This window comes from Pseudomonas sp. MS01C9 (assembly GCF_058202755.1).
The window spans coordinates 1,910,273-1,933,709 of the sequence record NZ_CM177073.1; the positions used below are offsets into that span (position 1 = coordinate 1,910,273).

A 23,437-nucleotide genomic window follows, 5' to 3' on the forward strand; every position below is an offset into this window, starting at 1 on the left:
CCTCATCGCGAGCAGGCTCGCTCCCACATCGAATCGTGTCGCACCTTGGGGGAGCGAGCCTGCTCGCGATGGCAGCGCACCGGATCCAGCGGGAACAACCCGGCAATGCGCATTACCAACAGTTCGCGTACCCGCTGATCCTCGCGCAACCCCAACGAGCGGCTCATTTCACTTCCCCCAGATCGAACGTCATGGTCGCCGCCGGTTTCGATCCGACCCCGTACCAGTCCAGCTTGCGGGTCAACACCATGAACACGCCCAGTAGACCGAACAGCAACAGCGAGCCCATCAACAACGCATAGTCCTCGGCGCTCAGCAAGCCGTAGAGCAATGCATACAGCGCCGCCAGCCCTGCCGAAAAACCCAGGCCATGGCTTACGCTGCGCAACACATGACAGACGTAGAACCCCACCAGCGACACACAGGCACTGGCCGACAACAGGTACGCCAGGGCAAAGCCGATGTGTTCCGACAGCGATAGCAAAAGCAGGTAAAAGAATGCCAGCGCCACGCCCACCAGGGCGTACTGGACGGGGTGCACGGCCAGGCTCTTGAGCACCTCGAAAAGGAAGAAACCGGCGAATGTCAGGGCAATGAACAGCAAGGCATATTTGATCGCCCGATCGCTCTTGAGGTACTGGTCCACCGGATCGATGAAGCTCACGCCGAAGGCACGGCTGCGGAACGTTTCACAGCTGTCGCTCGCCACGCAGTTCTGCAACGCTTCTTCAAGGTTGGTGGAGAAGAACGAGGTCTGCCAGTCGGCACTGAAACCCTGTTCATTGATGTCGCGATTGACGGGCAGGTAGTTGCCGATGAAGCTCGGGTGCGGCCAGTCGGCGGCCAGGTGCACCTTGCTGGTCTTGCCCACCGGCAGGATCTGCAGTTCACCGGTGCCCTGCAGGCGCAGATCGAAACCGAAGGTCAGCTCGGCGCCATTCTGGCCGTTGACCAGGGGCAATGGCACATGCACCCCCTGCCCCAGCCAACCGACCCGCGAACCGGGCAGGAAGTCGACGGTCTGCTCATTGAGTTTCAGCACCAGCGCACTCTCGATGCCACGGATGTCGCTGATGCCTACGCTCAGGTAAGGCTCGTCGAAGCGATAATCGGCCGCCTCCTTGACGGTCAAGCCATAGCGCTCGGGCAACTTGAAGCGACCATCGATCCGGCTGTCGGCGTGGAACAACCGAGCCTCGTAGATGCCCCGGGCACGGGTTTCGGTGCGGACCTGGCCATCGAGTTCGAAATGATCCGGCAGAAAATACAATTCACCGCTTTGCTCGACGGTTTCCAGGAAACGGACACCGGTCTTCTCATTGGTATTCCAGACACGCACATCCTTGCGAAACGGCACCACGATCATCGGCCCGATGAGCTGCTGGCTGTGGCTGGAACTGCTGGCGATCTCCTGCAAGACGCCGTCGCGCAGCGCCTGGCGTTCATCGATAAGGCCGTTGATCATCAGCAACGGAATCATCAGCAAGAGGATCAGTAAGGCAATCATGCCCAGTTTCACGGCGAGGCTGCGGTTCATGTGGAAGCTCCCTGTTTGAATGAGGGAGATTCTGGAGCGGCTGTGTGGGCTGTTTATGAGGCGAATGTGGAGTTTGTGTGGAAAACGGGCGAGCCCTTGTTGAGCAGCCCGCCTTCATGTGGACCGTGGCGAACCCGTGCGAGTGGGCCGTGCCATGGATCTCAGGGCAAGCGCAACACCACTTCCACGCCGCCCTCGACATTGCCGATCGCGAATTCCCCGGCATGCAGCTGCACCACTTCTTCCACAAAGTTGAGTCCCAACCCGGTGCTCTTACGTCCGCTGTCCGGGCGCGGCAGTGAATAGAAACGCTCGCTCAGGCGCGGCAGGGCGTAGTCGGGAATCGGCTCGGCCTGATTGAACAACCGGATCTCGACAAGGTTGCCGATGCGCTCGGCGCTGATTCGCAGCAATCCGTGGGCAGGGGTGAAGTCCAGGGCGTTTTCCAGCAGGTTGCCCAATGCCTGGCGCAACAGAAATGCCTCCCCGGTGAGGATCAGGTCGGCGCCAACCTGCCGTTCGATCCGCAACTGTCGCTGTTCGATCCAGCCACCTCGGGCTTCAAGCAATTCGTCCAGCAAGGGCGCCAGGGGAACCGCCACCTGCTCCTCCAGCCCCTGGCGCTGTTCGACCTGGGCCAGGTTGAGCAAACGCTCGATCAGTTGCTGCATGCGTACGCTTTCATTGTCGATGTTGCTGACGAACCGCTGGTGCTGGGCCGCGGGCATATCGCTCTGCAGCAACTCGGCGGCACCGCGAATCGCCGCCAGCGGGCTCTTGAGCTCGTGGGTCAGGGTGTGCACATAGCGCTCGACATATGCCTTGCCTTCGAGCTGGGTGCGCATGTGCTCCAGGGCATGCGCCAGTTGCTCGAACTCGCCGCCGCGATAATGCGGCACCTCCACCCGTTGTCCCTGGCTGACGGCCTGGGCATACCGGGTCAGGCGTCGCAGCGCCGAGCTGAGCCACCACGACAGCAAGGCCCCGAGCAGCAGGCCCAGGCCAATCAGCCCGGCGCCGTAAAGCAGCAGGCGCCGCTCCGTGCGGTCGATGTAAGGCTGCAGCGAGCTGTTGGGCTTGGCCACGGTCACCACGCCGATGATCCGGCCGTTATCGCGGATCGGTGCCCCGACATGCATCACCGAGGAGGTCGGGTCATCGGCGACGCTGCGGGTCGAGCGTGCCCCGTACTGGCCACGCAGGGTCAGGTAGACGTCGTTCCAGCGCGAGTAATCCTGCCCCACCGCCACACCGCTGGAATCGAGCACCACGATGCCGTCGGCATCCGTGACGTAGATGCGATGGCTGACCTGGTTCTTCGGCAAACCCCAGATCGTGGCCCCCGGCTGGCGTTCGCCATAAGCCTTGAGCAACTGCGGCCAGCGATTCTGGCTGAGGGTGCCGGCCTTGAAGTCGTCGCGCAGGATCTCGGCCATCAGGTTCGCCGTGTCCACCAGGGTTTCCTCGGTGGACTGGCGAACACCGGGCCGGATCTGTTCGATCACCGTGCCGAGCACGAAATACCCGGTCAGGCCGATGAACAGCACATAGACCAGGAAAATGCGCAGCCCCAGCGGCATCAGCTGTTCCCCGGGCTGTAGCTGTAGCCGAGGCCGCGATGGGTCTGGATCGGCTCCGCCTCGGCCCTGACCAGCCTCAGCTTGGCGCGCACGCTCTTGATATGGCTGTCGATGCTGCGTTCGTAACCGGCATCGCTGGCCACGCCCAGGGCATCGAGCAATTGTTCGCGGCTGAACACTCGCTCGGGCTGTTCCAGCAGACAGTTCAGCAGGCGAAACTCGTGACGTGTCAGGTTCAGTGGCTTGCCGCGATAGCTGATCTGCACGCGGTCGCCGTCCACCTGGAACAGCGCCGTACCCAGCTCCGTGGCGGGTCGCGGCGCCACCCGCTTGAGGATCGCCCGGACCCTGGCGGCGACCTCCCGCGGGCTGAAAGGCTTGACCACGTAGTCGTCGGCGCCGATTTCCAACCCCACCACCCGATCAATCTCGCCATCCCGAGCCGTCAGAAAGATGACCGGCACCTCGCTGAAACGTCTGAGATTCTTGCAGGTCTCAAAACCGCTGATATCCGGCAGGCCTACATCGAGGATGATCAGGTCCGCCGGTGTGTTTTTCTGGTGTTCGAGCGCCGCGGCACCAAGGCTCAGCCAAGTGGTGTCGAAACCTTCGCCTTGCAGGGCAAATACCAGCGTATCGGCAATGGCGGCTTCGTCTTCGACAATCAGAATATGAGGCATGGCTTGAGAGCCCGACAATAAAGTTGCCGGAACGGTGCCCCAACCCTGGAGGCGCGTCAATCGGGTAAATCAGCAGTCCGGCTTGTCCGCCGTGAAACGTCGGGCCGGATTCACCGCGGCATCGAATTCGCGCAGAGCCTTGGCGCCAATCAACAGCGGATAATTGAAACCGCTGCGGTCGGTCAGGTTGACCTCCACGGTGCGCTTGACGTTGCCCAGGCACATCTCCAGTTCCACCACCGGACGCTTGCTGGGTGCGGCCGACTCTCCTTCGTCTTCATCTTCTTCGGAGCGGGTCTTGATCTTGCTGATGCGCGCCACCTTGTGTTCATAGATCTTGTTGCTCGCATCCTTGGTGGCCAGGCGGAACCGCACCCAGTCGTCTCCGTCGCGGGTGAAGGTTTCGATGTCTTTGGCCGACAACGAGGCCGTGAGGGCGCCGGTGTCCATCTTGGCCTTGAGGACTTCACCGCCGATTTCCGGCAGCGCGATGTATTCGTACCGTCCGTACAGGGTCGGCTCGGCGGCCAGCGCCGGAAGGGCCAGCAGGGAAAGCAGGGCAAGGGTTGATTTCATGGTCATGAGGCTTCCTGTGTGAAGTGGTTTTTTAGACCGTGGCCTGGCCATTGGTTTCATTGCGCAGCGATGGCAGCCTACCCGAAGCGATGTGAAACAATCGTCCACGGCGGATTTGGCCTACCGCCCGAAGCTGCTTATCATGGCCCGCCTAACTGCTTGCAAGAGTCTTCTATGCGCCGACTGCTCACCGGCTGTTTCGTCACCCTGCTGCTGTTGCTCAACACCCTGGTGCTGTTCGGGCCGCTGATGGTGTTCGCACTGCTCAAACTGGTCCTGCCCGGGCGCTTTCGCGACTATGCCTCCTGGGCGGTGATGTGGATCGCCGAAACCTGGGCCGAAATCGACAAACTGATCTTCGCCCTGTGCATCCCCACCCGCTGGGACATTCGCGGCGGCGAGGACTTGCGTGGCGATACCTCCTACCTGGTCATCAGCAACCACCAATCCTGGGTAGACATTCCCGCCCTGGTCCAGGCACTCAATCGGCGGACACCTTTCTTCAAGTTCTTTCTCAAGAAAGAGCTGATCTGGGTGCCGTTCCTGGGCCTGGCCTGGTGGGCGCTGGATTATCCGTTCATGAAGCGCTACACCAAGGCCTTCCTGGCGAAGAACCCGGAGCTGGCGGGCAAGGACCTGGAAATCACCCGGGCGGCCTGCGAGCTGTTCAAGCGCCAGCCGGTCACCGTGGTGAACTACCTCGAAGGCACCCGGTATACCGCCGCCAAGAGCCAGCAGCAGCAATCGCCCTTCACCCATCTGCTCAAGCCCAAGGCCGGTGGCGTGGCGTTCGTCCTGGCAGCCATGGGCGAACAGCTGGATGCGGTACTGGACGTAACGGTGGTGTACCCCCAGGAACGGATTCCCGGTTTCTGGGACCTGATCAGCGGCGCGGTGCCCAGGGTCATCGTCGACATCCAGACCCGAGCGCTGGATCCGGCGCTATGGCAAGGCGACTACGAAAACGACCCGGTTTTCCGGCAGCACGTCCAGGAGTGGGTCAACCAGCTCTGGACCGAAAAGGACCGGCGCATCGCCGCCTTGCGCAACGAACGCGACTGATCAGATCCCCGCGCCCGGGCTCCAGATGCCGCTCAGGCTCTGGAGCAATGAACCGGCCACGCCCTGTTGGCCGAGGTACTCAAGGATCACCGGGGCAAACTGACCGATCATGCCGCTGTCCATGTCCAGTGCGCTGAAGGTGTTGTTCAGGTCCTGGGTGTCCTTGACATTACCCAGCAGGCCGTCGAGCAATGCGTTCCTTTCCGATCCGCCCCCCAGCAGGCCGCCCAGGCCATTGAGTCCGCCAATGGCGCTGTTGCCAGCAATCTGGTCCAGGCCCGGCACACTTGCGCTCAATTCGGAAAACTGCGGTTCGCTGAGCCGGTTCTTCGCCAGCCCCAGCATCGCACCGGCACCGCCGATGGCCTGCTCCGGCGTGATGTTCAACTGCGATCCCAACGTATTGAGCAACCCAGCGGCTTTAGGCGCAGCCGCGATGGCGCCCTCTTGCTGCCCAGGCTGATTGCCTTGCATTGCCGCCACTGCATCGACTGCATCACTGAGGCTGAACTGCGCGAAGGCTGGACTGGCGGCCAGTGACAGCAGGCAAGACAGTGCAAAACCGCGTGGAACCTTCATCCCAACATCCTCTGAAACCCTGACAAGCCACCCGGTAAGGAAGTAGCGCAAACCGTGGGTTGGACGAAGGTTGACGGCGATTGTTCCGGGCCGGATTAAAAATCAGATAACACTAATGGAAAATTCCTTCAGAACAATCAGAAACAACTGGCTTTTAAAAAACCAGAACTGAATTAGCCCAAAAACTCTAAAACACCTGCTCATAATTCAGAATTGACATAATCAACTGTCAACCTTGACAGTAGCCCGCCCCGCCGTAGTTGCGACCATAGGCTTGATCGAGTTATTTGGAGCCCTGAAAGATGCAAAGGATACTGGCTGGGTGCGCGGGGTTATTCCTGTCATTGAACGGATACCTGCATGCAGGTGAAATAATCTGCCCTGCTGTTACCGATATTCATAGAAACATGGAGACCGCAGACGACACCTACTCGGTGGAAGTACGGGATGATCGCGAATGGGCGAGCCAGCAATTGGTAGAGGAAGTCAATCCGGCGTTGCTGGAATTCAGCGGCGCCGAATATGTACTTCATGAACCCGATGGTGACGAACAGACTCCGACGAGGGCCACCATTATCTGCCGGTATGGCCAGCTGAATCTGACATTGGAGCATCTGCAAGTACAGGAGCCCTTCTTTTCAGAGTGGGCGGACAATCGTTGTGAAAGTTTGGATCCGTCGGTGTGCAGACTGATAAACGCGGACTATTTCAATGTGACCTTCTAATATGACGCTTTGTAACTTGACCCACACTTAGTCCGGACTCCAGCCGCTCACTCCAGACATCCCGAAACTCCGTCGGCACTTCCCGCCCCTCTCTGCAGCCGTGGGTGACCTGGCTTCCTCTGTGCCAGAGCATCTTGCAGCGCTGCATTGAACAGCGACGCCCCGGCATGGACCCTACAGCGAATGTCGAAGCATGAATGCCCAGGCGTTCTACCGCGGTTTCTGCGAGCGGCTTCACAGTCACGGTGATCCGGCACTGAATACAGCCTCACCTTTGATAGCAATCCTGCTGAAGAGGCGATCTCTCTGGAACCTTACCCAGGCGCATTCTTATTCCCTCTCGGTATTATCCGCTGTCAACTCTGACAGTAGGCAACGACCGGCCCCGATCCTAAGCTCCCAATGCGTCAACAAAACAAGACTCTGGGCCCCCAGTCTTTATCCACTCGGGCAGGCAGGACGAAAGACATGAGCGATCGACTCAAAGGAACCGTCAAATGGTTTAACGATGCAAAGGGCTACGGCTTCATTACCTGTGGCGACAGCGGCAAGGAACTGTTCGTGCACTTTTCAGCCATCGATGGGGAGGGCTACAAGACCTTGAAGGAACGACAGACCGTCTCTTTTGAAGTTGAACAGGGAAGCAAGGGCGTCCAGGCCGCGAGAGTGACACTGGAATAAACTTCGCGACGCAGCAACAGCCCATCCACTCAATGGGCATCAGTGACCGCAGAGTCCAAAGAAAAGGGCGACATCTCTGTCGCCCTTTTTTTCGCCTTATGCGGCGCTGAACAGCTTGTGCGGATCGATCACGAATTTCTTCGGCACACCGGCATCGAACTCGCCGTAGCCTTTTGGCGCGTCGTCCAGGCTGATGACCTGTACGCCGACGATTTCCGCGATGTTGATGCGATCCCACATGATGGCTTGCATCAGTTGACGGTTGTACTTCATGACCGGGGTCTGGCCGGTGTGGAAGCTGTGGGACTTGGCCCAACCCAGGCCGAAGCGGATGCTCAAGGCACCGATCTTGGCGGCGGCATCGACCGCGCCCGGATCTTCGGTCACGTACAGGCCTGGAATACCGATCTTGCCGGCAACGCGGGTCACCTGCATCAGGGAGTTGAGCACGGTGGCCGGGGCCTCGTGCTTGACGCCTTCATGGCCATGACCACGGGCTTCGAAGCCCACGGCATCGACGGCACAGTCGACTTCCGGCTCGCCCAGCAGGTCGGCGATCTGCTCGTGCAGTGGCGTGTCCTTGGACAGGTCGGCGATTTCGAAGCCCTGCGCCTTGGCATGCGCCAGGCGAACCGGGTTGACGTCACCGACGATGACGACCGCCGCACCCAGCAGGCGCGCAGAAGCCGCTGCCGCCAGGCCCACCGGACCGGCGCCCGCGATGTACACAGTGCTCCCTGGGCCGACACCGGCGGTGACAGCGCCGTGGTAGCCGGTCGGCAGGATGTCGGACAGGCAGGTCAGGTCACGGATCTTCTCCATGGCCTTGTCGCGGTTCGGCAGCTTCAACAGGTTGAAGTCGGCGTAGGGCACCAACACGTACTCAGCCTGGCCACCGGTCCAGTCGCCCATGTCGACGTAACCGTAGGCACCGCCGGCACGGGCCGGGTTGACGGTCAGGCAGACGCCGGTGTGTTGCTCCTTGCAGGAACGGCAGCGCCCGCAAGCCACGTTGAATGGCACCGAAACCAGATCGCCGATCTTCAGGTTCTCGACGTCGCTGCCCTTCTCGATCACTTCACCGGTGATTTCATGCCCCAGGACCAGGCCGGTCTGGGCAGTGGTGCGGCCGCGAACCATGTGCTGGTCGGAGCCGCAGATGTTGGTGGATACCACGCGCAGGATGACGCCGTGCTCGATCTTCCTGCCACGCGGGTCCTGCATTTTTGGATAGTCGATTTTCTGTACTTCGACCTTGCCTTGGCCGAGATACACGACACCACGATTACCGGACATGCTTTCACCTCGCTGTTGTTTTTATGAAACTGCGTCGCCCAGGCAGGCAGCGCGTTGATTGCTCGGGTTAATGCTTGTGTCTTGTTTCTGTCTTCTTTGGGAGGGCCTCATCGTGATCAGGCTCGCTCCCCTATTGGATCTCTTTGTTGTCGTCGAGCCTGCTCGACCAGAGGCGCTACAGGACGACCGTACGATTGGCGTTCAGAAATACTCGCCTTTCAATGTGATACCCCACTGCCCGGGCCAGGGTGAGCCCTTCGATGTCCCGGCCCTTGGCGATCAGGTCCTCGGGATAGTGGCTGTGGTCCACCACTTCCACGCCCTGGGCGATGATCGGGCCTTCGTCCAGGTCGTTGTTGATGTAGTGCGCCGTGGCGCCCACCAGTTTCACGCCTTTGTTGTAGGCCTGGTGGTACGGCTTGGCACCCTTGAAGCCCGGCAGCAGGGAGTGGTGGATGTTGATCGCCTTGCCATCGAGCTTGCGGCACAACTCCGGAGACAGCACCTGCATGTAGCGGGCGAGAATCACCAGCTCGGCACCGGTGTCTTCGATCACCTGCCATACCTGGCGCTCCTGGGCCGGCTTGTCGTTCGGGTCCAGGGGGAAATGGTAGTAGGGAATCTGGTGCCAGTCGGCCAGCGGCTTGAGGTCCGGATGATTGGACACCACGGCCACCACATCCATGGATAACTGGCCGATGCGCTGGCGATAGAGCAAGTCGTTGAGGCAGTGATCGGCCTTGGAGACCATGATCACCACTTTGGGTCGGTAATTGGGTGGCGTCAGCTCGAAGACCATGCCGAAGGCTTGCGCCCGCTCGGCCAGTCCGGCACGGAAGCTCTGTTCGTCGAACCCGTCAGGCTGGCGGAACTCCACGCGAATGAAGAAACGCGCCGAGAGCCGGTCGTCGAAGGAGTGGTGCTCGGTGACGTAGCAGCCCTGCTCGAACAGAAAGCGGGTCACCGCGTCCACCGTGCCGAGCACGCTGGGGCAGTCGGCGGTGAGAATCCATGTATCCGGGGCACGGCTCATTGCGGTGACTCCTGTTGTTGTGGGTAGGCCCCCGCCCAGTGCAGAACCCTGCGGCGAGGGGCTTTAGCCTGTGATGTCTCAGGCCTGCACACTCAACCCATATTCGGCCGATGCATCCTGCAGCCACAGCCACCAGTAATCGGAGAAGCTGCGACGAATCACCAGTTCCCAGGTGTCTTCGGCGGTGTGGCGGATCACCAGTTGCGACTTGGCGAACACGGTGCCTACGGCCTTGCCCACCGGGAAGTTGCTCGGATGCACGTCATAGCTGGTGGATTTCATCAGCACGTCGCGCACGTTCGGGCCGGACAGCTCGAGGATCTGCTGGCCGCCGCTGACATTGACGATCTGGATGTGCAGGTCGCCCAGGGCTTCACGCAGTTTCTGCTCGGCGGCGAACTCTTCGCCAGTGGGCACGACCAGTAGCCATTCGTCAGGGCCGAGCCATTGCAGGCTGGTTTCACCCTTGACGATGACGGTCAGCGCCCCGGGCAGTTCCAGGCCCAGGGCCTTGTGCACGCCCGCGGCGAACGCCGGATCGTGGCCATCGCCACGGATGGTCAGGTGACCCAGGAGTTTTTTCTCGCGCACGGTCACACCGGCGTTCTTGCGACCCTTGCCCACCAGGCTGGCGAGGTCGGCATGGTGCAGCGACGACTCGGCCTTGGCCCCGGTGGTGGGGCGTTGTTGGTACACGTTGACTGCGGTCATATGGAGCACCTGTCTGAATGCTGTTGGGTCAGACCCTTATGGTTATGGTGGCTGTCAGGCCGTCATCGCGAGCAAGCTCGCTCCCAAAAGGGTTACGCGATCAACTGTGGGAGCGAGCTTGCTCACGCCGGTCTCCCACAGGACCTCAAGCCACTAGATATTCTGCCGATCCCCCTTCGGATCGAAGAACACCGAAGAAACGATCTCTGCCTCGATCACGCGGCCATCGGCCAGCGGTGCGAACACCCGCTCGCCCATGCGCTTGAGACCGCCCTTGACCACACCCATGGCAAACGAATAACCCAGGGAGTTATGCGCATAGCTGGAGGTCACGTGGCCGACCATCGACATCGGGATCGCCTGCTTGGGGTTGAACACCAGCTGCGCGCCTTCCGGCAGCCAGACATTCGGATCGATCGGCTTGAGGCCCACCAGTTGCTTGCGGTCCTCGCGCACGCAGTCCTCCCGGTTCATGCCCCGCCAGCCGATCCACGAGAACGGTTTGGTGCGGCCCACGCACCAGCCCATGTTCAGGTCGTCCGGAGTCATCGAGCCATCGGTGTCCTGGCCAACGATAATGAAGCCCTTCTCGGCCCGCAGCACGTGCATCGTCTCGGTGCCGTACGGGGTCAGGTTGTACTTCTTGCCCGCTTCGACGATCTGCTCGAGCACGCCCATGGCGTAGTCGGCCTGCACGTTGATCTCATAGGACAGTTCACCGGTGAACGAGATACGGAACACCCGCGCCGGCACGCCACCCACCAGGCCTTCTTTCCAGGTCATGAACGGGAAGCCGTCCTTGTCCAGGTCGATGTCGGTGACTTCGCTCAGCAGCTTGCGGCTGTTGGGTCCCGACAGGGTCATGGTCGCCCAGTGGTCGGTGACGGAAGTGAAATACACCTTGAGGTCCGGCCATTCGGTCTGCTGATAGATCTCCAGCCATTGCAGCACGCGCGCAGCGCCGCCAGTGGTGGTGGTCATCAGGAAGTGGTTGTCCGCCAGACAGGCTGTCACGCCGTCGTCGAACACCATGCCGTCTTCCTTGCACATCAGGCCATAACGAGCCTTGCCCACGTCCAGCTTGGTCCAGGCGTTGGTATAGATGCGGTTGAGAAACTCGCGTGCATCCGGGCCCTGGATGTCGATCTTGCCCAGGGTCGAGGCGTCCAGCAGGCCCACGCTGTCGCGCACGGCCTTGCATTCGCGCTTGACCGCGGCATGCATGTCCTCGCCGTTCTTCGGGAAATACCAAGGGCGTTTCCACTGGCCGACGTCTTCGAACTCGGCGCCGTTCTTCACGTGCCAGGCATGCAGCGCAGTGAAACGCACCGGCTCGAAGATGTGCCCGCAATGCCGGCCGGCCACTGCGCCGAATGTCACCGGCGTGTAGTTCGGACGGAACATCGTAGTGCCCATCTGCGGGATGCTCACGTTCAGCGAACGGGCCGCGATGGCCAGGCCGTTGACGTTGCCCAGCTTGCCCTGGTCGGTGCCGAAGCCCAGTGCGGTGTAGCGCTTGACGTGTTCCACCGACTCGAAGCCTTCGCGGGTGGCGAGCTCGATGGCGGCGGCGGTGACGTCGTTCTGCAGGTCGACGAACTGCTTCGGCGCCCGTGCGGTGGATTTTTCATGAGGCACCTGGAACAACGCCAGGGTCGGCTCTTCATGGCGGCTCAGGGCTTTGGGCAGAACGCCCTCCACCGCTTGGAAGCCGGCCTCGCTGGCCGCGCGCACGCCACCTTCGAAGCCATCGGCCAGGGCATCGCCAAGGCTGTAGACACCATTCACGCCGCCCACGCAGACGCGCTTCTGTGGTGCTTCGCCCGGTACGAAACCGAGGATGTCTTCACGCCAGATCGGCTTGCCGCCCAGGTGCGATGCCAGGTGGACCACCGGGCTGTAGCCGCCGGAGCTGGCCACCAGGTCGCAGTCCAGCCATTCGCCGGGGCTGGTGACCTTGTGGGCGCGGACATCGATCGCGGCGATACGCGCCGCGGTCACGCGCTTGCTGCCGCGGACCTCGATCACGGCACTGCCGGTGAGAATGCGAATGCCTTTGGCGCGCGCCTCTTCCACCAGCGCACCACGAGGATTGCTGCGGGCATCGGCGATGGCCACCACTTGCAGGCTGGCGTCGAACCAGTCCAGGGCCACGCGATAGGCATGGTCGTTGTTGGTGGTCAGCACCAGCTTCTTGCCTGGCGCCACGCCATAGCGACGTACATAGGTGGAGACCGCACCGGCCAGCATGTTGCCCGGCACGTCGTTGTTGCCGTAGACCAACGGACGCTCGCAGGTACCGGTCGCCAGCACGACGCGCTTGGCGCGGACCCGGTTGATGCGTTGGCGCACCTGGCCGATCGGTGCGCGGTCACCGAGGTGATCGGTGAGGCGCTCATGGATGGTCAGGAAGTTGTGGTCGTGATAGCCGTTGACGGTGGCACGAGGCAGCAGCACCACCTCCGGCATCGAGCGCAGTTCAGCCACGGCTGCTGCGACCCACTCGGCCGCCGGCTTGCCGTCCAGGCTTTCACGGGAGTCGAGCAGGCTGCCGCCGAACTCTTCCTGCTCATCGGCCAGGATCACCCGCGCGCCGCTGCGGCCGGCGGCCAATGCGGCAGCCAGGCCAGCGGGGCCGGCACCGACCACCAGCACGTCACAATGACGGTTCATGTAGTCGTATGTGTCCGGGTCGTTCTCGGTCGGCGAGCGACCCAGGCCTGCGGCCTTGCGGATGTACTTCTCGTAGGTCATCCAGAACGACTGTGGATACATGAAGGTCTTGTAGTAGAAGCCCGGCGGCATCAGCTTGCCGCCGACCTTGCCGAGAATTCCCATCATGTCGTTGTTCACGCTCGGCCAGCCATTGGTGCTGGTGGCGACCAGGCCCTGGTACAGCGCCTGTTGCGTGGCGCGCACGTTGGGGATCTGCGTGGCTTCGGTGGCACCGATCTGCAGCACCGCGTTCGGCTCTTCGGCACCGGCGGCGAAGATGCCGCGCGGGCGGGAGTACTTGAAGCTGCGGCCGATGATGTCGACACCATTGGCCAGCAGCGCGGCCGCCAGGGTGTCGCCTTCGAAGCCCTTGTAGGTCTGGCCGTTGAAGGTGAAGCTCAGCACTTTGTTGCGGTCGATCCGTCCGCCGTTGGACAGGCGATTGATCTGGCTCATACCTTCTCTCCCAGAGCCTGTGCGGCCGCTTTCGGACTGTCAGCCTTATCGGTGAATTGCGGCTTTTGGCCGATCTTGTAGGTTTCGAGAATCTCGTAGGTCACGGTGTCGCGGGTCGCGTTGAAGTACTGGCGGCAACCGGCGGCATGGATCCACAACTCGTGATGCAGGCCGCGAGGGTTGTCGCGGAAGAACATGTAGTCGCCCCACTCCTCGTCGGTGCAGCTGTTCGGGTCCAGGGGACGCGGGATGTGTGCCTGGCCGGACGAGTGGAATTCCTCTTCGGAGCGCAGTTCGCCGCAGTGAGGACAGAAGATGTGCAACATGTGGGATTTCTCCTGTTAGTGGGCGACGGCAGCAGCGCCGTGTTCGTCGATCAATGCACCGTTGTGGAAACGGTCGATGGAAAACGGCGCGGCCAGCGGGTGCATCTCACCCTTGGCCAGGCTGGCAGCGAATACGTTGCCCGAGCCCGGGGTGGCCTTGAAGCCGCCGGTGCCCCAACCGCAGTTGAAGAACATGTTCGGCACTGGCGTCTTGGAGATGATCGGGCACGCGTCCGGCGTGGTATCGACGATGCCGCCCCACTGACGGTTCATGCGCACCCGCGAGAGCACCGGGAACATCTCGACGATGGCCTGGATGGTGTGCTCGATCACCGGGTACGAGCCGCGCTGGCCGTAGCCGACCCAGCCGTCGATACCGGCACCGATCACCAGGTCGCCCTTGTCGGACTGGCTGATGTAGCCGTGTACGGCGTTGGACATGATCACGCTGTCGATGATCGGCTTGATCGGTTCTGACACCAGTGCTTGCAGCGGATGGGACTCGACCGGCAGGCGGAAGCCGGCCAGCTTGGCCATGTGCCCCGAGTTACCTGCGGTCACCACGCCGACGCGCTTGGCGCCGATGAAGCCCTTGTTGGTTTCCACACCGATGCACACGCCGTTTTCCTTGCGGAAGCCGATCACTTCGGTCTGCTGGATCAGGTCCACGCCCAAGGCATCGGCGGCCCGGGCAAAGCCCCAGGCCACGGCATCGTGACGGGCCACGCCGCCGCGACGCTGGACAGTCGCGCCCATGACCGGGTAGCGGGTGTTCTTCGAGCAGTCCAGGTACGGGATCTCCTCGGCCACCTGCTTGGCATTGAGCAATTCGCCGTCCACGCCGTTGAGGCGGTTGGCGCTGACACGGCGCTCGGAATCGCGGATGTCCTGCAGGGTGTGGCACAGGTTGTACACGCCACGCTGGGAGAACATCACGTTGTAGTTCAGGTCCTGGGACAGGCCTTCCCAGAGCTTCATGGCATGCTCGTACAGGTGGGCCGACTCGTCCCACAGGTAATTGGAACGCACGATGGTGGTGTTGCGCGCGGTGTTACCGCCGCCCAGCCAGCCCTTCTCGACCACGGCCACGTTGGTGATGCCGTGCTCCTTGGCCAGGTAGTAAGCCGTCGCCAGACCATGCCCGCCACCGCCGACGATGACCACGTCGTAGACCTTTTTCGGCGTCGGCGTGCGCCACATCCGCTGCCAGTTCTCGTGATGGCTGAGAGAGTGTTTGAAGAGGCCGAAGCCCGAATAGCGTTGCATAGTCATTACTCCAAAACCGACTCAGCGATAAACCGGGAAGTCCGCGCACAGCGCCGCCACTTGCTGGGCCACGTTGGCCTCGACATCGGCATCGCCGAGGTTATCGAGGATGTCGCAGATCCAGCCGGCCAGCGTCACGCATTGGGAGACCTTGAAGCCGCGCGTGGTCACCGCCGGGGTGCCGATGCGCAGGCCCGAGGTCACGAAGGGCGACTGCGGGTCGTTCGGCACGGCATTCTTGTTGACGGTGATATGGGCACGGCCCAGGGCGGCATCGGCGTCCTTGCCGGTCAGGCCCTGGCGGATCAGGCTGACCAGGAACAGGTGGTTATCGGTACCACCGGACACTACATCGTAGCCGCGCTTGATGAACACGCCAGCCATGGCCTGGGCGTTCTCGATCACTTGCTGCTGGTAAGCCTTGAAGCCTGGCTCCAGCGCTTCCTTGAAGCACACCGCCTTGCCGGCGATCACATGCATCAGCGGGCCGCCCTGGGCGCCCGGGAACACCGCGGCGTTGAGCTTCTTCTCGATCTCTTCGTTGGCCTTGGCCAGGATCAGGCCGCCACGCGGACCACGCAGGGTCTTGTGGGTGGTGGTCGTGACCACGTCGGCATAAGGCAGCGGATTGGGGTACAGACCGGCGGCCACCAGGCCGGCGACGTGGGCCATGTCGACGAACAACAGGGCACCGACCTTGTCGGCGATCTGACGGAAACGCGGGAAGTCCAGGGTCTTGGAGTAGGCCGAGAAACCGGCGACGATCATTTTCGGCTTGTGCTCGACCGCCAGGCGCTCGACTTCGTCGTAGTCGATCAGGCCGGTGGTGGTGTCGATGCCGTACTGCACTGCGTTGTAGAGCTTGCCCGAGGACGACACCTTGGCGCCGTGGGTCAGGTGACCGCCATGGGCCAGGCTCATGCCCAGGATAGTGTCGCCGGCCTGCAGCAGGGCCAGGTAGACGGCGCTGTTGGCCGACGAGCCGGAGTGCGGCTGGACGTTGGCGTAATCGGCGCCGAACAGTTGCTTGGCGCGTTCGATGGCCAGGGCCTCGACCTTGTCGACGTGCTCGCAGCCACCGTAGTAGCGCTTGCCCGGATAGCCTTCGGCGTACTTGTTGGTCAGGCCACTGCCCTGGGCCTGCATCACACGCTTGCTGGTGTAGTTCTCCGACGCGATCAGTTCGATGTGATCTTCCTGGCGTTGCTCCTCGGCGTTCATCGCCGCCAGCAGTGCATCGTCGTAACCCTGGATCTGGTCTTGCTTGCTGAACATCGCGTCTCTCCCAGCGGCGGTGGTGCGCCTTGTTGTCTTGGTGAGGCACCGTCCGTTCGACAGTGCCCTTTGGATGCGATGGTATGGCTGGCGCAGGCAGGTCAAATGCCTATGGACGCCACGCAAAGGTGCGTTTACGACATAGGAACAGACACGGTCCTGTTTGGACTGGAGACAGGATCCTTGTGGCGAGGGGATATATCCCCTCGCCACAGATAAATCCCTGGCCGCAGGGTTCTGTTCAGGCCGACAGGTGGCGAACCGCGAGCAAAACCAGGAAATGCGCGGGATACAGACCATAGGCCCAACGCCGCATCGCCGGCGGATGAAAACGACCGGCATGTCGCAAAAGTACCTGTCCAAGCCATGGCGCGATCAGGCAAGCCACCAGCCCCCAGATGGCCACCGCATCCCCCAGCCACGCCGCGCCATACAGCACCCGCCATTGGTTGGCCGCCAGACATACCAGCCCCGGCAACAACGCCATGTACAAGGGACGCTTGAATACCAGCAACATTGCCAGCGGCAGCAGCACACCAAAGAAACCGAACATCAACTGCGACGAAAACAGCGCCGCCAACAGCAGCGCCATCACTGCCAGGCCTCGCGCCTCCAGGCTCGGCGTTTGCCAACAGCGCGCCACCAACAATCCCAGCACCAGGGTTGGCATCACATTCAGGGTGGCGGGATCAGGAATGAACAAGCGGTAGGGGATTTCGCTGACGGCACTGAATAGCAGCAGCCAGCCCAGGTACCGCCATGGAGCAGCGCTGGCACCCCTGCGCGCCAGGTTCGCCGCCATCGCCAGGCAGAACCAGGGAAAAGCCAGGCGCCCGGGCACGTAGAGCCAATCGGCGGAGTAACCGACATATCGCAGATGATCGAGCACCATCGCCAACAGTGCCAGCCACTTGAGCAGATCCAGCGCCGTATCACGCCGACTCATCCGCGCCACGCCACGGCCGCATTGTGATTTCCAGACCGAAACATCCGGTGTGTTCCCCCATCATTCTTGGGTAAAGTGCGCACCATGATCGACCACGGCGCTGCGCACCAAAGCACGCCGAACCACCGGACTTCCTCACCCGGGAGTCCTGCCAGGGATCTCTTTATCCAGGACTCTCTATTTCAGGAGCAAGGCCATGACCGACAAGAGTCAACAGTTCGCCAGCGACAACTATTCCGGCATTTGCCCCGAAGCCTGGGCCGCCATGGAAGAAGCCAACCAGGGTCACCAGCGCGCCTACGGCGACGATGAGTGGACCCATCGCGCGGCGGATGATTTCCGCTCTCTGTTCGAAACCGACTGCGAAGTGTTCTTCGCATTCAACGGTACCGCGGCCAATTCCCTGGCACTGTCCTCGCTGTGCCAGAGTTACCACAGCGTGATCTGTTCGGAAACCGCCCACGTCGAAACCGACGAATGCGGTGCGCCGGAGTTCTTTTCCAACGGATCCAAGCTGCTGCTGGCGCGCACCGAAAACGGCAAGCTGACCCCCGACTCGATTCGCGAGATCGCCCTCAAGCGCCAGGACATCCACTACCCCAAGCCGCGGGTCGTGACCCTGACCCAGGCTACGGAAGTCGGCAGCGTCTATACACCGGAGGAAATCCGCGCCATCAGCATCACCTGCAAGGAGCTGGGGCTGAACCTGCACATGGACGGCGCTCGCTTTTCCAATGCCTGCGCCTTCCTCGGCTGCTCGCCAGCGGACCTGACCTGGAAAGCGGGCGTGGACGTGTTGTGCTTCGGCGGCACGAAAAACGGTATGGCGGTGGGCGAAGCGATCCTGTTTTTCAATCACGACCTGGCCGAAGACTTCGATTACCGCTGCAAACAGGCCGGGCAACTGGCCTCGAAGATGCGCTTCCTGTCCGCCCCCTGGGTCGGCCTGCTGCAGGACGACGCCTGGCTCAAGCACGCTCGCCACGCCAACCGCTGCGCGCAATTGCTGGCACAGCTGGTGAGCGACATTCCCGGCGTGGAACTGATGTTCCCGGTCCAGGCCAACGGCGTCTTCCTGCAACTCTCGGAACCTGCCATCGCCGCCCTCACCGCCCGCGGCTGGCGCTTCTACACCTTCATCGGCAAGGGCGGCGCACGCTTCATGTGCTCCTGGGATACCGAAGAGGCGCGAGTGCGGGAATTGGCGGCGGATATTCGCGACGTCATGTCCCACTAAAAAACACTCTCAAGACCGCTGATCGTTCCCACGCTCTGTGTGGGAACGCCCTCTACGGACGCTCCGCGTTCGGCTCTTGGAAGGGACGCAGAGCGTCACGGGCTTCATTCCCACGCATGAGCATGGGAACGATCATAAAAGCCATGTCATTTCTACTGTCAAGTCTGACAGCAGACACCCTCCGTTTTCCGAAATAAGATCCATCTGGCCTTGAACGATGAGACAGGCAGTAAACGCTCAGAAGTTTCGATAGGGGTGAGAAAAAACCTTTAATGAATTGATTCCACAACAGGTAACTCGACATGGACCAGTATTTATACATATCAATTGCATTCGACGATGCCAGCGGTTATTCCATACCCACCACCGATAAAAATCGTGAGCTCTTTCTGGGTGCAGACATCGGGAACTTTATTAACCTCACGATCGAGAATCGGCTTCGCTTCGGAACCATAGAAGAGAAAACATTATGGTACGACACCAACCAAAATGAATGGCATCTTCATTTTTATGTAATTGAGCGCCGTGCTCCGGTCGGTAGTAAAAAACTGGGGGAATCGGCCGCTTGAAATGCTGTGATCTTTATAATCGTTCCCAAGCTCTGCGTGGGAACGATTAACGCACATGTATCGACTATTCCCACCTGTCTCGCGCCCTCTTCGCCTATCCCCAAGCATCTAGGTTCGCACGCGGAGCGTCCCCCCGCGCCGGTCCCGGATCAGAAGTCGATCCGCACATCCCCCTTCGGCACGCTGCAGCACGACAGGATGTAACCTTCGGCTTCGTCGTCCTCGGTGATACCGCCGTTGTGATCCATCTCCACTTCCCCGCCCAGTTTCAACACTTTGCAGGTACCACAGATGCCCATGCCACAGGCCTTGGGGATCATCATGCCGAGCTTGGCAGCAGCGGCGTGGACGGTTTCGCCCGGCGCCACGCGAATGCTCTTGCCCGAGGAGGTGAACTCCACCAGGTGCAGGTCCGCCGCATCGACTTCCGGCGCCTCGGCGGCCTGTTCGGCCTGCTCCACCGCGTCGGCACGGGCTTCCGGCGGCGTGGCCCCGAAGGACTCCTCGTGATAACGCTTCATGTCAAAGCCGGCATTTTCCAGCAGGCGCTTGACCGCGTTCATGTACGGCGTCGGGCCGCAGCAGAACACTTCGCGCTCAAGGAAGTCAGGCGCCATCAGTTCCAGCATCTTGTGGTTCAGGTAACCGCGATAACCCGCCCACGGCTCGCCCAGACCGTGTTTCTCGCAGATCAGGTGCAGGCTGAAGTTGTCGATCCGCGACGCCATGTGCTCCAGCTCGCGGTGATAGATGATGTCCTTGGGCGAACGGGCGCTGTGGATGAACACCATGTCGACGTTGCCGTTGGTGTCGTAGTACCAGCGCGCCATGGACATCACTGGCGTAATGCCGACGCCGCCGCTGAGGTAGAGCACCTTCGGGGCAGAGAAATCGATGGCATTGAACAGTCCCACCGGCCCGTGTACCGCCAGCTCCTGGCCTTCGTGCAAGGTGTCGTGCAGCCAGTTGGAAACCTTGCCTCCCGGCACACGCTTGATGGTCACCGAAAAGCTGTAGGGCACCGACGGCGAGCTGGAGATGGTGTAGGAACGCATGACCTGCTGGCCTTCGATCTCCAGCTCCAGGGTCACGAACTGTCCCGGCTTGAAGAAGAACATGATCGGCTGGTCGGCCATGAAGCAGAAGGTGCGTACATCCCAGGTTTCCTGGATGACTTTGACGCAACGCACGATATGTCGGCCATTGGCCCAGGTCTGGGTGGTGACCGGGTTCAGGAAATTATTGGACATACTGATCTCCACGGCCGACTGCCGGCCTTCATGGTGGCGATTGTGCGCAGGCGCCGAAAGCGTCGTTTACCTATTCGCGACATCCACGTACTTATCGCGACCAGCCCCCAACCACCGGGGCTTGCGCGTCGGGAACAGATTGGGCCATGTCGCCCATGGATAAGGTTCCGGCCCTGCGCGGCCCCACACTCGCCCCAACAGACAAACAACGTTTTCTGCCTTGCGTAGCACAACCGATTAGCCATATTTCGCCGGCCACACAGATGGCCATGAGGATAAAACGATGGACGTGACCACAACCCTGAGCCTGGGCGATCCGCTGGAACCCGCACGCAAGGCTACCGCGAAGATGCTGCAGGAACGCGAGCGCACGTTCTCGCTGCCGCAGCCGTTCTATTGCGACGAGCGCCTGTTCGACATCGACATGCAGGAGATCTTCCAGAAGGAATGGTTGATCGCCGGCATGACCTGCGAGATCCCGACCAAGGGCAACTACCTGACCCTGCAGGTAGGCAAGAACCCGATCATCGTGATTCGTGGCGCCGACGGTGTAGTCCACGCCTTCCATAACGTCTGCCGCCACCGTGGCTCACGCCTGTGCACCAGCGACAAGGGCAAGGTCGCCAAACTGGTCTGCCATTACCACCAGTGGACCTACGAGCTCGACGGCCGCCTGCTGTTCGCCGGCACCGAAATGGGCGCCGACTTCGACATGAAGCAGTACGGCCTCAAGCCAGTGAACGTGAAGACCGCCGGCGGCTATATCTTTATCAGCCTGGCGGAGAACCCACCGGCCATCGATGACTTCCTGTCGACCCTGAACCACTACATGGAACCCTACGACATGGAAAACACCAAGGTGGCGGTGCAAACCACCTTGATGGAAAAAGCCAACTGGAAACTGGTACTGGAAAACAACCGCGAGTGCTACCACTGCGGCGGTTCGCATCCTGAACTGCTCAAGACCCTGCTGGAATGGGACGACGTCACCGACCCACGGGCCGACCAGGCGTTCAAGGACCATGTGGCCGATTCCGCCGCGGCCTGGGAAGCCGAGAAGATTCCTTACGCTCACAAGAGCTTCGGCCTGCGCAACCGTATCGTGCGCATGCCGCTGCTCAAGGGCACCGTGTCGATGACCATGGACGGCAAGCAAGGCTGCGCCAAGCTGATGGGTCGCATCAAGAACCCGGACCTGGGCTCGATGCGCATCCTGCACCTGCCGCACTCCTGGAACCACTGCATGGGCGACCACATGATCGTGTTCACCGTGTGGCCCATCAGCGCCCAGGAAACCATGGTCACCACCAAGTGGCTGGTGCACAAGGACGCGGTCGAAGGCGTGGATTACGACGTGGAGCGCATGCGCCAGGTCTGGGACGCCACCAACGACCAGGACCGTCGCCTGGCCGAAGAGAACCAGCGCGGCATCAACTCCACCGCCTACCAGCCAGGCCCGTACTCCAAGACCTATGAGTTCGGCGTGGTGAACTTCGTGGACTGGTACAGCGAGCGTATGCTCAACAACCTGGGGGCCGAGCCTGCGCCGTACCTCAAGGGCGTTCCGGTCCAGGGTTGAGTCAGGAGCATCGCGAGCAAGTTCGCTCCACAGGGGTTCTGTGTTGTTCACACAACCTGTGGGAGCGAGCTTGCTCGCGATAGCGGCCCGACATTCACCTGATTACTTCGAAGACCACCGCACCGACCCATCCTCCCCATAAAACGTCTCTTCGATCTCCTCCCCCACCAGCCGCACCTTCACGTACCCGTTCAACACCCGCTCCGGATACGCCGGATCGCCCGCAAGCTCCGTCTCCGACCACAGCACCCGGGCATGCCCGTTCAGTTCGCTGGTAGTGCCGTAGGGAATCGCTCCGTGCCCGGCGCAGCGCGCATGCAATCCGCCCTGAGGCGCGTAGCAGATGCCGTTGTGCAGATGCCCCCAATACCAATAGTCGGGCTCGCGCCCAAGGGCGTCGCAGACCGGTTGGTAAAGCGCGGTCTGATGATGCCCGCTGATATCGAAACCCTGATGATGGCTGAGCACCATCAGTTTCTTGCGCTTGGGCAGGCTTTTCATCCAGTCGATCTGCTGGGTGTTGAGGGTGCCATCCATGTACAGGTTCATGGCGTCGGAAGCGTAGGCGGTGTCCAGGCCGACCACCAGCCAGTCGTCGTTGTACAAGGCAAAGTAGCTGGTGCCCTGTTGCACCGGGAACCGCTTGGCCAGTTCCTTGAAATAACCGTGGGCGCCGCTGTACATCTCGTGGTTGGAATTGAGGGTGAAGGCGCCATGCTTGCCCTGGGGCCAGCCGGCCATGTCGACGTCTTCCTGGGAATGGGTGCCGGCGTAATAGACATCCCCAAGATGGATGGTGAAATCGGCCTGGGCCAGCTGCATCTGGTTGGCGACGGCCACCGCCGGCGCATGGCTGTCGAAGGGACCGGTCCCCCAGTCGCCGGCGATGGCCAGCACCACGTCGCGGTCCATTTTCACCAGCGCCGGGTTGGTGGCGAAGGTCGCATGGTGGCGCAGGTTTTCGATCCACTTGAGCAACGCCTCGCTCCACAGCAGATCCAGCAGCTCCCATTTACGGCAGCCCAGCAACGTGCCGTCCTTGAGGACCCGGGTCGGCAATTCATCCTCGCTTTGCGGCAACGGCGTGGCATTGCCAAGCTTCAGGATCGACAGGCCGTGGGCCAGCTCCCACGGCACGGCAGGCTCGTCATCCGCCAGATCACCATGCTCGATGACATGCCGTGCCTGGTCGTGGCCGCGTTGCAAGAGCTTGACGATGGCCTGGAACTCCTCGGGTTCCAGGTCGTTGACGAGTTTTTTCCAGGACATTTCCAGTCGCGTGACCAACCCGTGCAGGCGGACCTTGACCTTGTCGAACTCATGTTCCCAATGATGCAGTAATGACATGTGAACGCTCC

Annotated in this window: 22 protein-coding genes; 6 read left to right on the top strand and 16 right to left on the bottom strand. The window is 61.4% G+C overall.

Annotated elements, in window-relative coordinates:
• Positions 1–2: 2 nt before the first annotated feature.
• The 5 genes from AC1M7R_RS08875 to rloA2 form a co-directional block, all read right to left on the bottom strand.
• Positions 3–167 (bottom strand): hypothetical protein, encoded by a 165-nt coding sequence (locus tag AC1M7R_RS08875; protein ID WP_156682190.1) that lies wholly within the window; start codon positions 165–167, stop codon positions 3–5.
• Complete coding sequence (creD, locus tag AC1M7R_RS08880) at positions 164–1,537, bottom strand: cell envelope integrity protein CreD (protein WP_490610364.1); 1,374 nt, start codon at positions 1,535–1,537, stop codon at positions 164–166. The genes AC1M7R_RS08875 and creD overlap by 4 nt, the downstream gene beginning before the upstream one ends.
• Positions 1,538–1,698: 161 nt before the next feature.
• Positions 1,699–3,117, bottom strand: coding sequence for a two-component system sensor histidine kinase CreC (creC, locus tag AC1M7R_RS08885; protein WP_072389872.1), 1,419 nt, complete (start codon positions 3,115–3,117; stop codon positions 1,699–1,701).
• A complete protein-coding gene (gene creB / locus AC1M7R_RS08890; RefSeq protein ID WP_072389877.1) occupies positions 3,117–3,797 on the bottom strand; it encodes a two-component system response regulator CreB in 681 nt (226 codons plus the stop codon). Before creB ends, creC begins: the two co-directional genes overlap by 1 nt.
• Positions 3,798–3,866: 69 nt before the next feature.
• A complete protein-coding gene (gene rloA2 / locus AC1M7R_RS08895; RefSeq protein WP_072390859.1) occupies positions 3,867–4,373 on the bottom strand; it encodes a retropepsin-like aspartic peptidase RloA2 in 507 nt (168 codons plus the stop codon).
• Between the two features lie 174 nt (positions 4,374–4,547).
• On the opposite strand from rloA2, the gene yihG reads away from it, so the two are divergent.
• Positions 4,548–5,435: a 1-acylglycerol-3-phosphate O-acyltransferase, YihG family gene (gene yihG, locus AC1M7R_RS08900; RefSeq protein ID WP_072389880.1), complete on the top strand. Its 888-nt coding sequence runs from the start codon at positions 4,548–4,550 to the stop codon at positions 5,433–5,435.
• On the opposite strand, the gene AC1M7R_RS08905 is transcribed toward yihG, so the two are convergent.
• A complete protein-coding gene (locus tag AC1M7R_RS08905) occupies positions 5,436–6,014 on the bottom strand; it encodes a DUF2780 domain-containing protein (RefSeq protein WP_490610365.1) in 579 nt (192 codons plus the stop codon).
• 302 nt (positions 6,015–6,316) lie between these two features.
• Between AC1M7R_RS08905 and AC1M7R_RS08910 the strand changes: the two genes are divergently transcribed.
• Positions 6,317–6,739 (top strand): DUF3757 domain-containing protein, encoded by a 423-nt coding sequence (locus AC1M7R_RS08910; protein WP_076406061.1) that lies wholly within the window; start codon positions 6,317–6,319, stop codon positions 6,737–6,739.
• Positions 6,740–7,207: 468 nt separating this feature from the next.
• The gene (locus tag AC1M7R_RS08915) at positions 7,208–7,420 is read left to right on the top strand and encodes a cold-shock protein (RefSeq protein WP_072389889.1); all 213 of its coding nucleotides are present in this window, start codon (positions 7,208–7,210) and stop codon (positions 7,418–7,420) included.
• A 96-nt stretch (positions 7,421–7,516) separates the two neighbouring features.
• Here the strand turns inward: AC1M7R_RS08915 and fdhA are convergent, their stop codons facing one another.
• The 8 genes from fdhA to AC1M7R_RS08955 all read right to left on the bottom strand — a co-directional run bounded on the left by fdhA (position 7,517) and on the right by AC1M7R_RS08955 (position 17,444).
• Positions 7,517–8,716: a formaldehyde dehydrogenase, glutathione-independent gene (gene fdhA, locus AC1M7R_RS08920; protein ID WP_072389892.1), complete on the bottom strand. Its 1,200-nt coding sequence runs from the start codon at positions 8,714–8,716 to the stop codon at positions 7,517–7,519.
• Between the two features lie 175 nt (positions 8,717–8,891).
• Entirely contained in the window at positions 8,892–9,749 is an 858-nt protein-coding gene (gene purU / locus AC1M7R_RS08925; protein ID WP_072389895.1) for a formyltetrahydrofolate deformylase, read from the bottom strand.
• A gap of 78 nt (positions 9,750–9,827) precedes the next feature.
• Positions 9,828–10,460, bottom strand: a complete 633-nt coding sequence (locus AC1M7R_RS08930; RefSeq protein WP_072389898.1) for a sarcosine oxidase subunit gamma — start codon at positions 10,458–10,460, stop codon at positions 9,828–9,830.
• 153 nt (positions 10,461–10,613) lie between these two features.
• Positions 10,614–13,631, bottom strand: a complete 3,018-nt coding sequence (locus AC1M7R_RS08935; RefSeq protein WP_072389901.1) for a sarcosine oxidase subunit alpha — start codon at positions 13,629–13,631, stop codon at positions 10,614–10,616.
• A complete protein-coding gene (locus tag AC1M7R_RS08940) occupies positions 13,628–13,957 on the bottom strand; it encodes a sarcosine oxidase subunit delta (RefSeq protein WP_024779445.1) in 330 nt (109 codons plus the stop codon). The genes AC1M7R_RS08935 and AC1M7R_RS08940 overlap by 4 nt, the downstream gene beginning before the upstream one ends.
• Positions 13,958–13,972: 15 nt before the next feature.
• Positions 13,973–15,223, bottom strand: a complete 1,251-nt coding sequence (locus AC1M7R_RS08945; protein WP_072389904.1) for a sarcosine oxidase subunit beta family protein — start codon at positions 15,221–15,223, stop codon at positions 13,973–13,975.
• Between the two features lie 21 nt (positions 15,224–15,244).
• Entirely contained in the window at positions 15,245–16,498 is a 1,254-nt protein-coding gene (gene glyA / locus AC1M7R_RS08950; RefSeq protein WP_072389907.1) for a serine hydroxymethyltransferase, read from the bottom strand.
• Between the two features lie 241 nt (positions 16,499–16,739).
• On the bottom strand, positions 16,740–17,444 hold the full coding sequence (locus AC1M7R_RS08955; protein ID WP_072389910.1) for a TraX family protein: 705 nt from the start codon (positions 17,442–17,444) through the stop codon (positions 16,740–16,742).
• 196 nt (positions 17,445–17,640) lie between these two features.
• On the opposite strand from AC1M7R_RS08955, the gene AC1M7R_RS08960 reads away from it, so the two are divergent.
• Together AC1M7R_RS08960 and AC1M7R_RS08965 are read left to right on the top strand one after the other, a co-directional pair.
• Positions 17,641–18,681: a threonine aldolase family protein gene (locus tag AC1M7R_RS08960; protein ID WP_072389913.1), complete on the top strand. Its 1,041-nt coding sequence runs from the start codon at positions 17,641–17,643 to the stop codon at positions 18,679–18,681.
• Between the two features lie 302 nt (positions 18,682–18,983).
• Positions 18,984–19,250, top strand: coding sequence for a hypothetical protein (locus AC1M7R_RS08965; protein ID WP_072389917.1), 267 nt, complete (start codon positions 18,984–18,986; stop codon positions 19,248–19,250).
• 149 nt (positions 19,251–19,399) lie between these two features.
• Here the strand turns inward: AC1M7R_RS08965 and gbcB are convergent, their stop codons facing one another.
• Entirely contained in the window at positions 19,400–20,500 is a 1,101-nt protein-coding gene (gbcB, locus tag AC1M7R_RS08970; protein WP_072389922.1) for a glycine betaine monooxygenase reductase subunit, read from the bottom strand.
• Positions 20,501–20,783: 283 nt separating this feature from the next.
• Between gbcB and gbca the strand changes: the two genes are divergently transcribed.
• Positions 20,784–22,079, top strand: coding sequence for a glycine betaine monooxygenase oxygenase subunit (gene gbca, locus AC1M7R_RS08975; RefSeq protein ID WP_072389928.1), 1,296 nt, complete (start codon positions 20,784–20,786; stop codon positions 22,077–22,079).
• Between the two features lie 102 nt (positions 22,080–22,181).
• Here the strand turns inward: gbca and AC1M7R_RS08980 are convergent, their stop codons facing one another.
• On the bottom strand, positions 22,182–23,426 hold the full coding sequence (locus AC1M7R_RS08980; RefSeq protein WP_072389931.1) for a metallophosphoesterase: 1,245 nt from the start codon (positions 23,424–23,426) through the stop codon (positions 22,182–22,184).
• Positions 23,427–23,437: the final 11 nt, after the last annotated feature.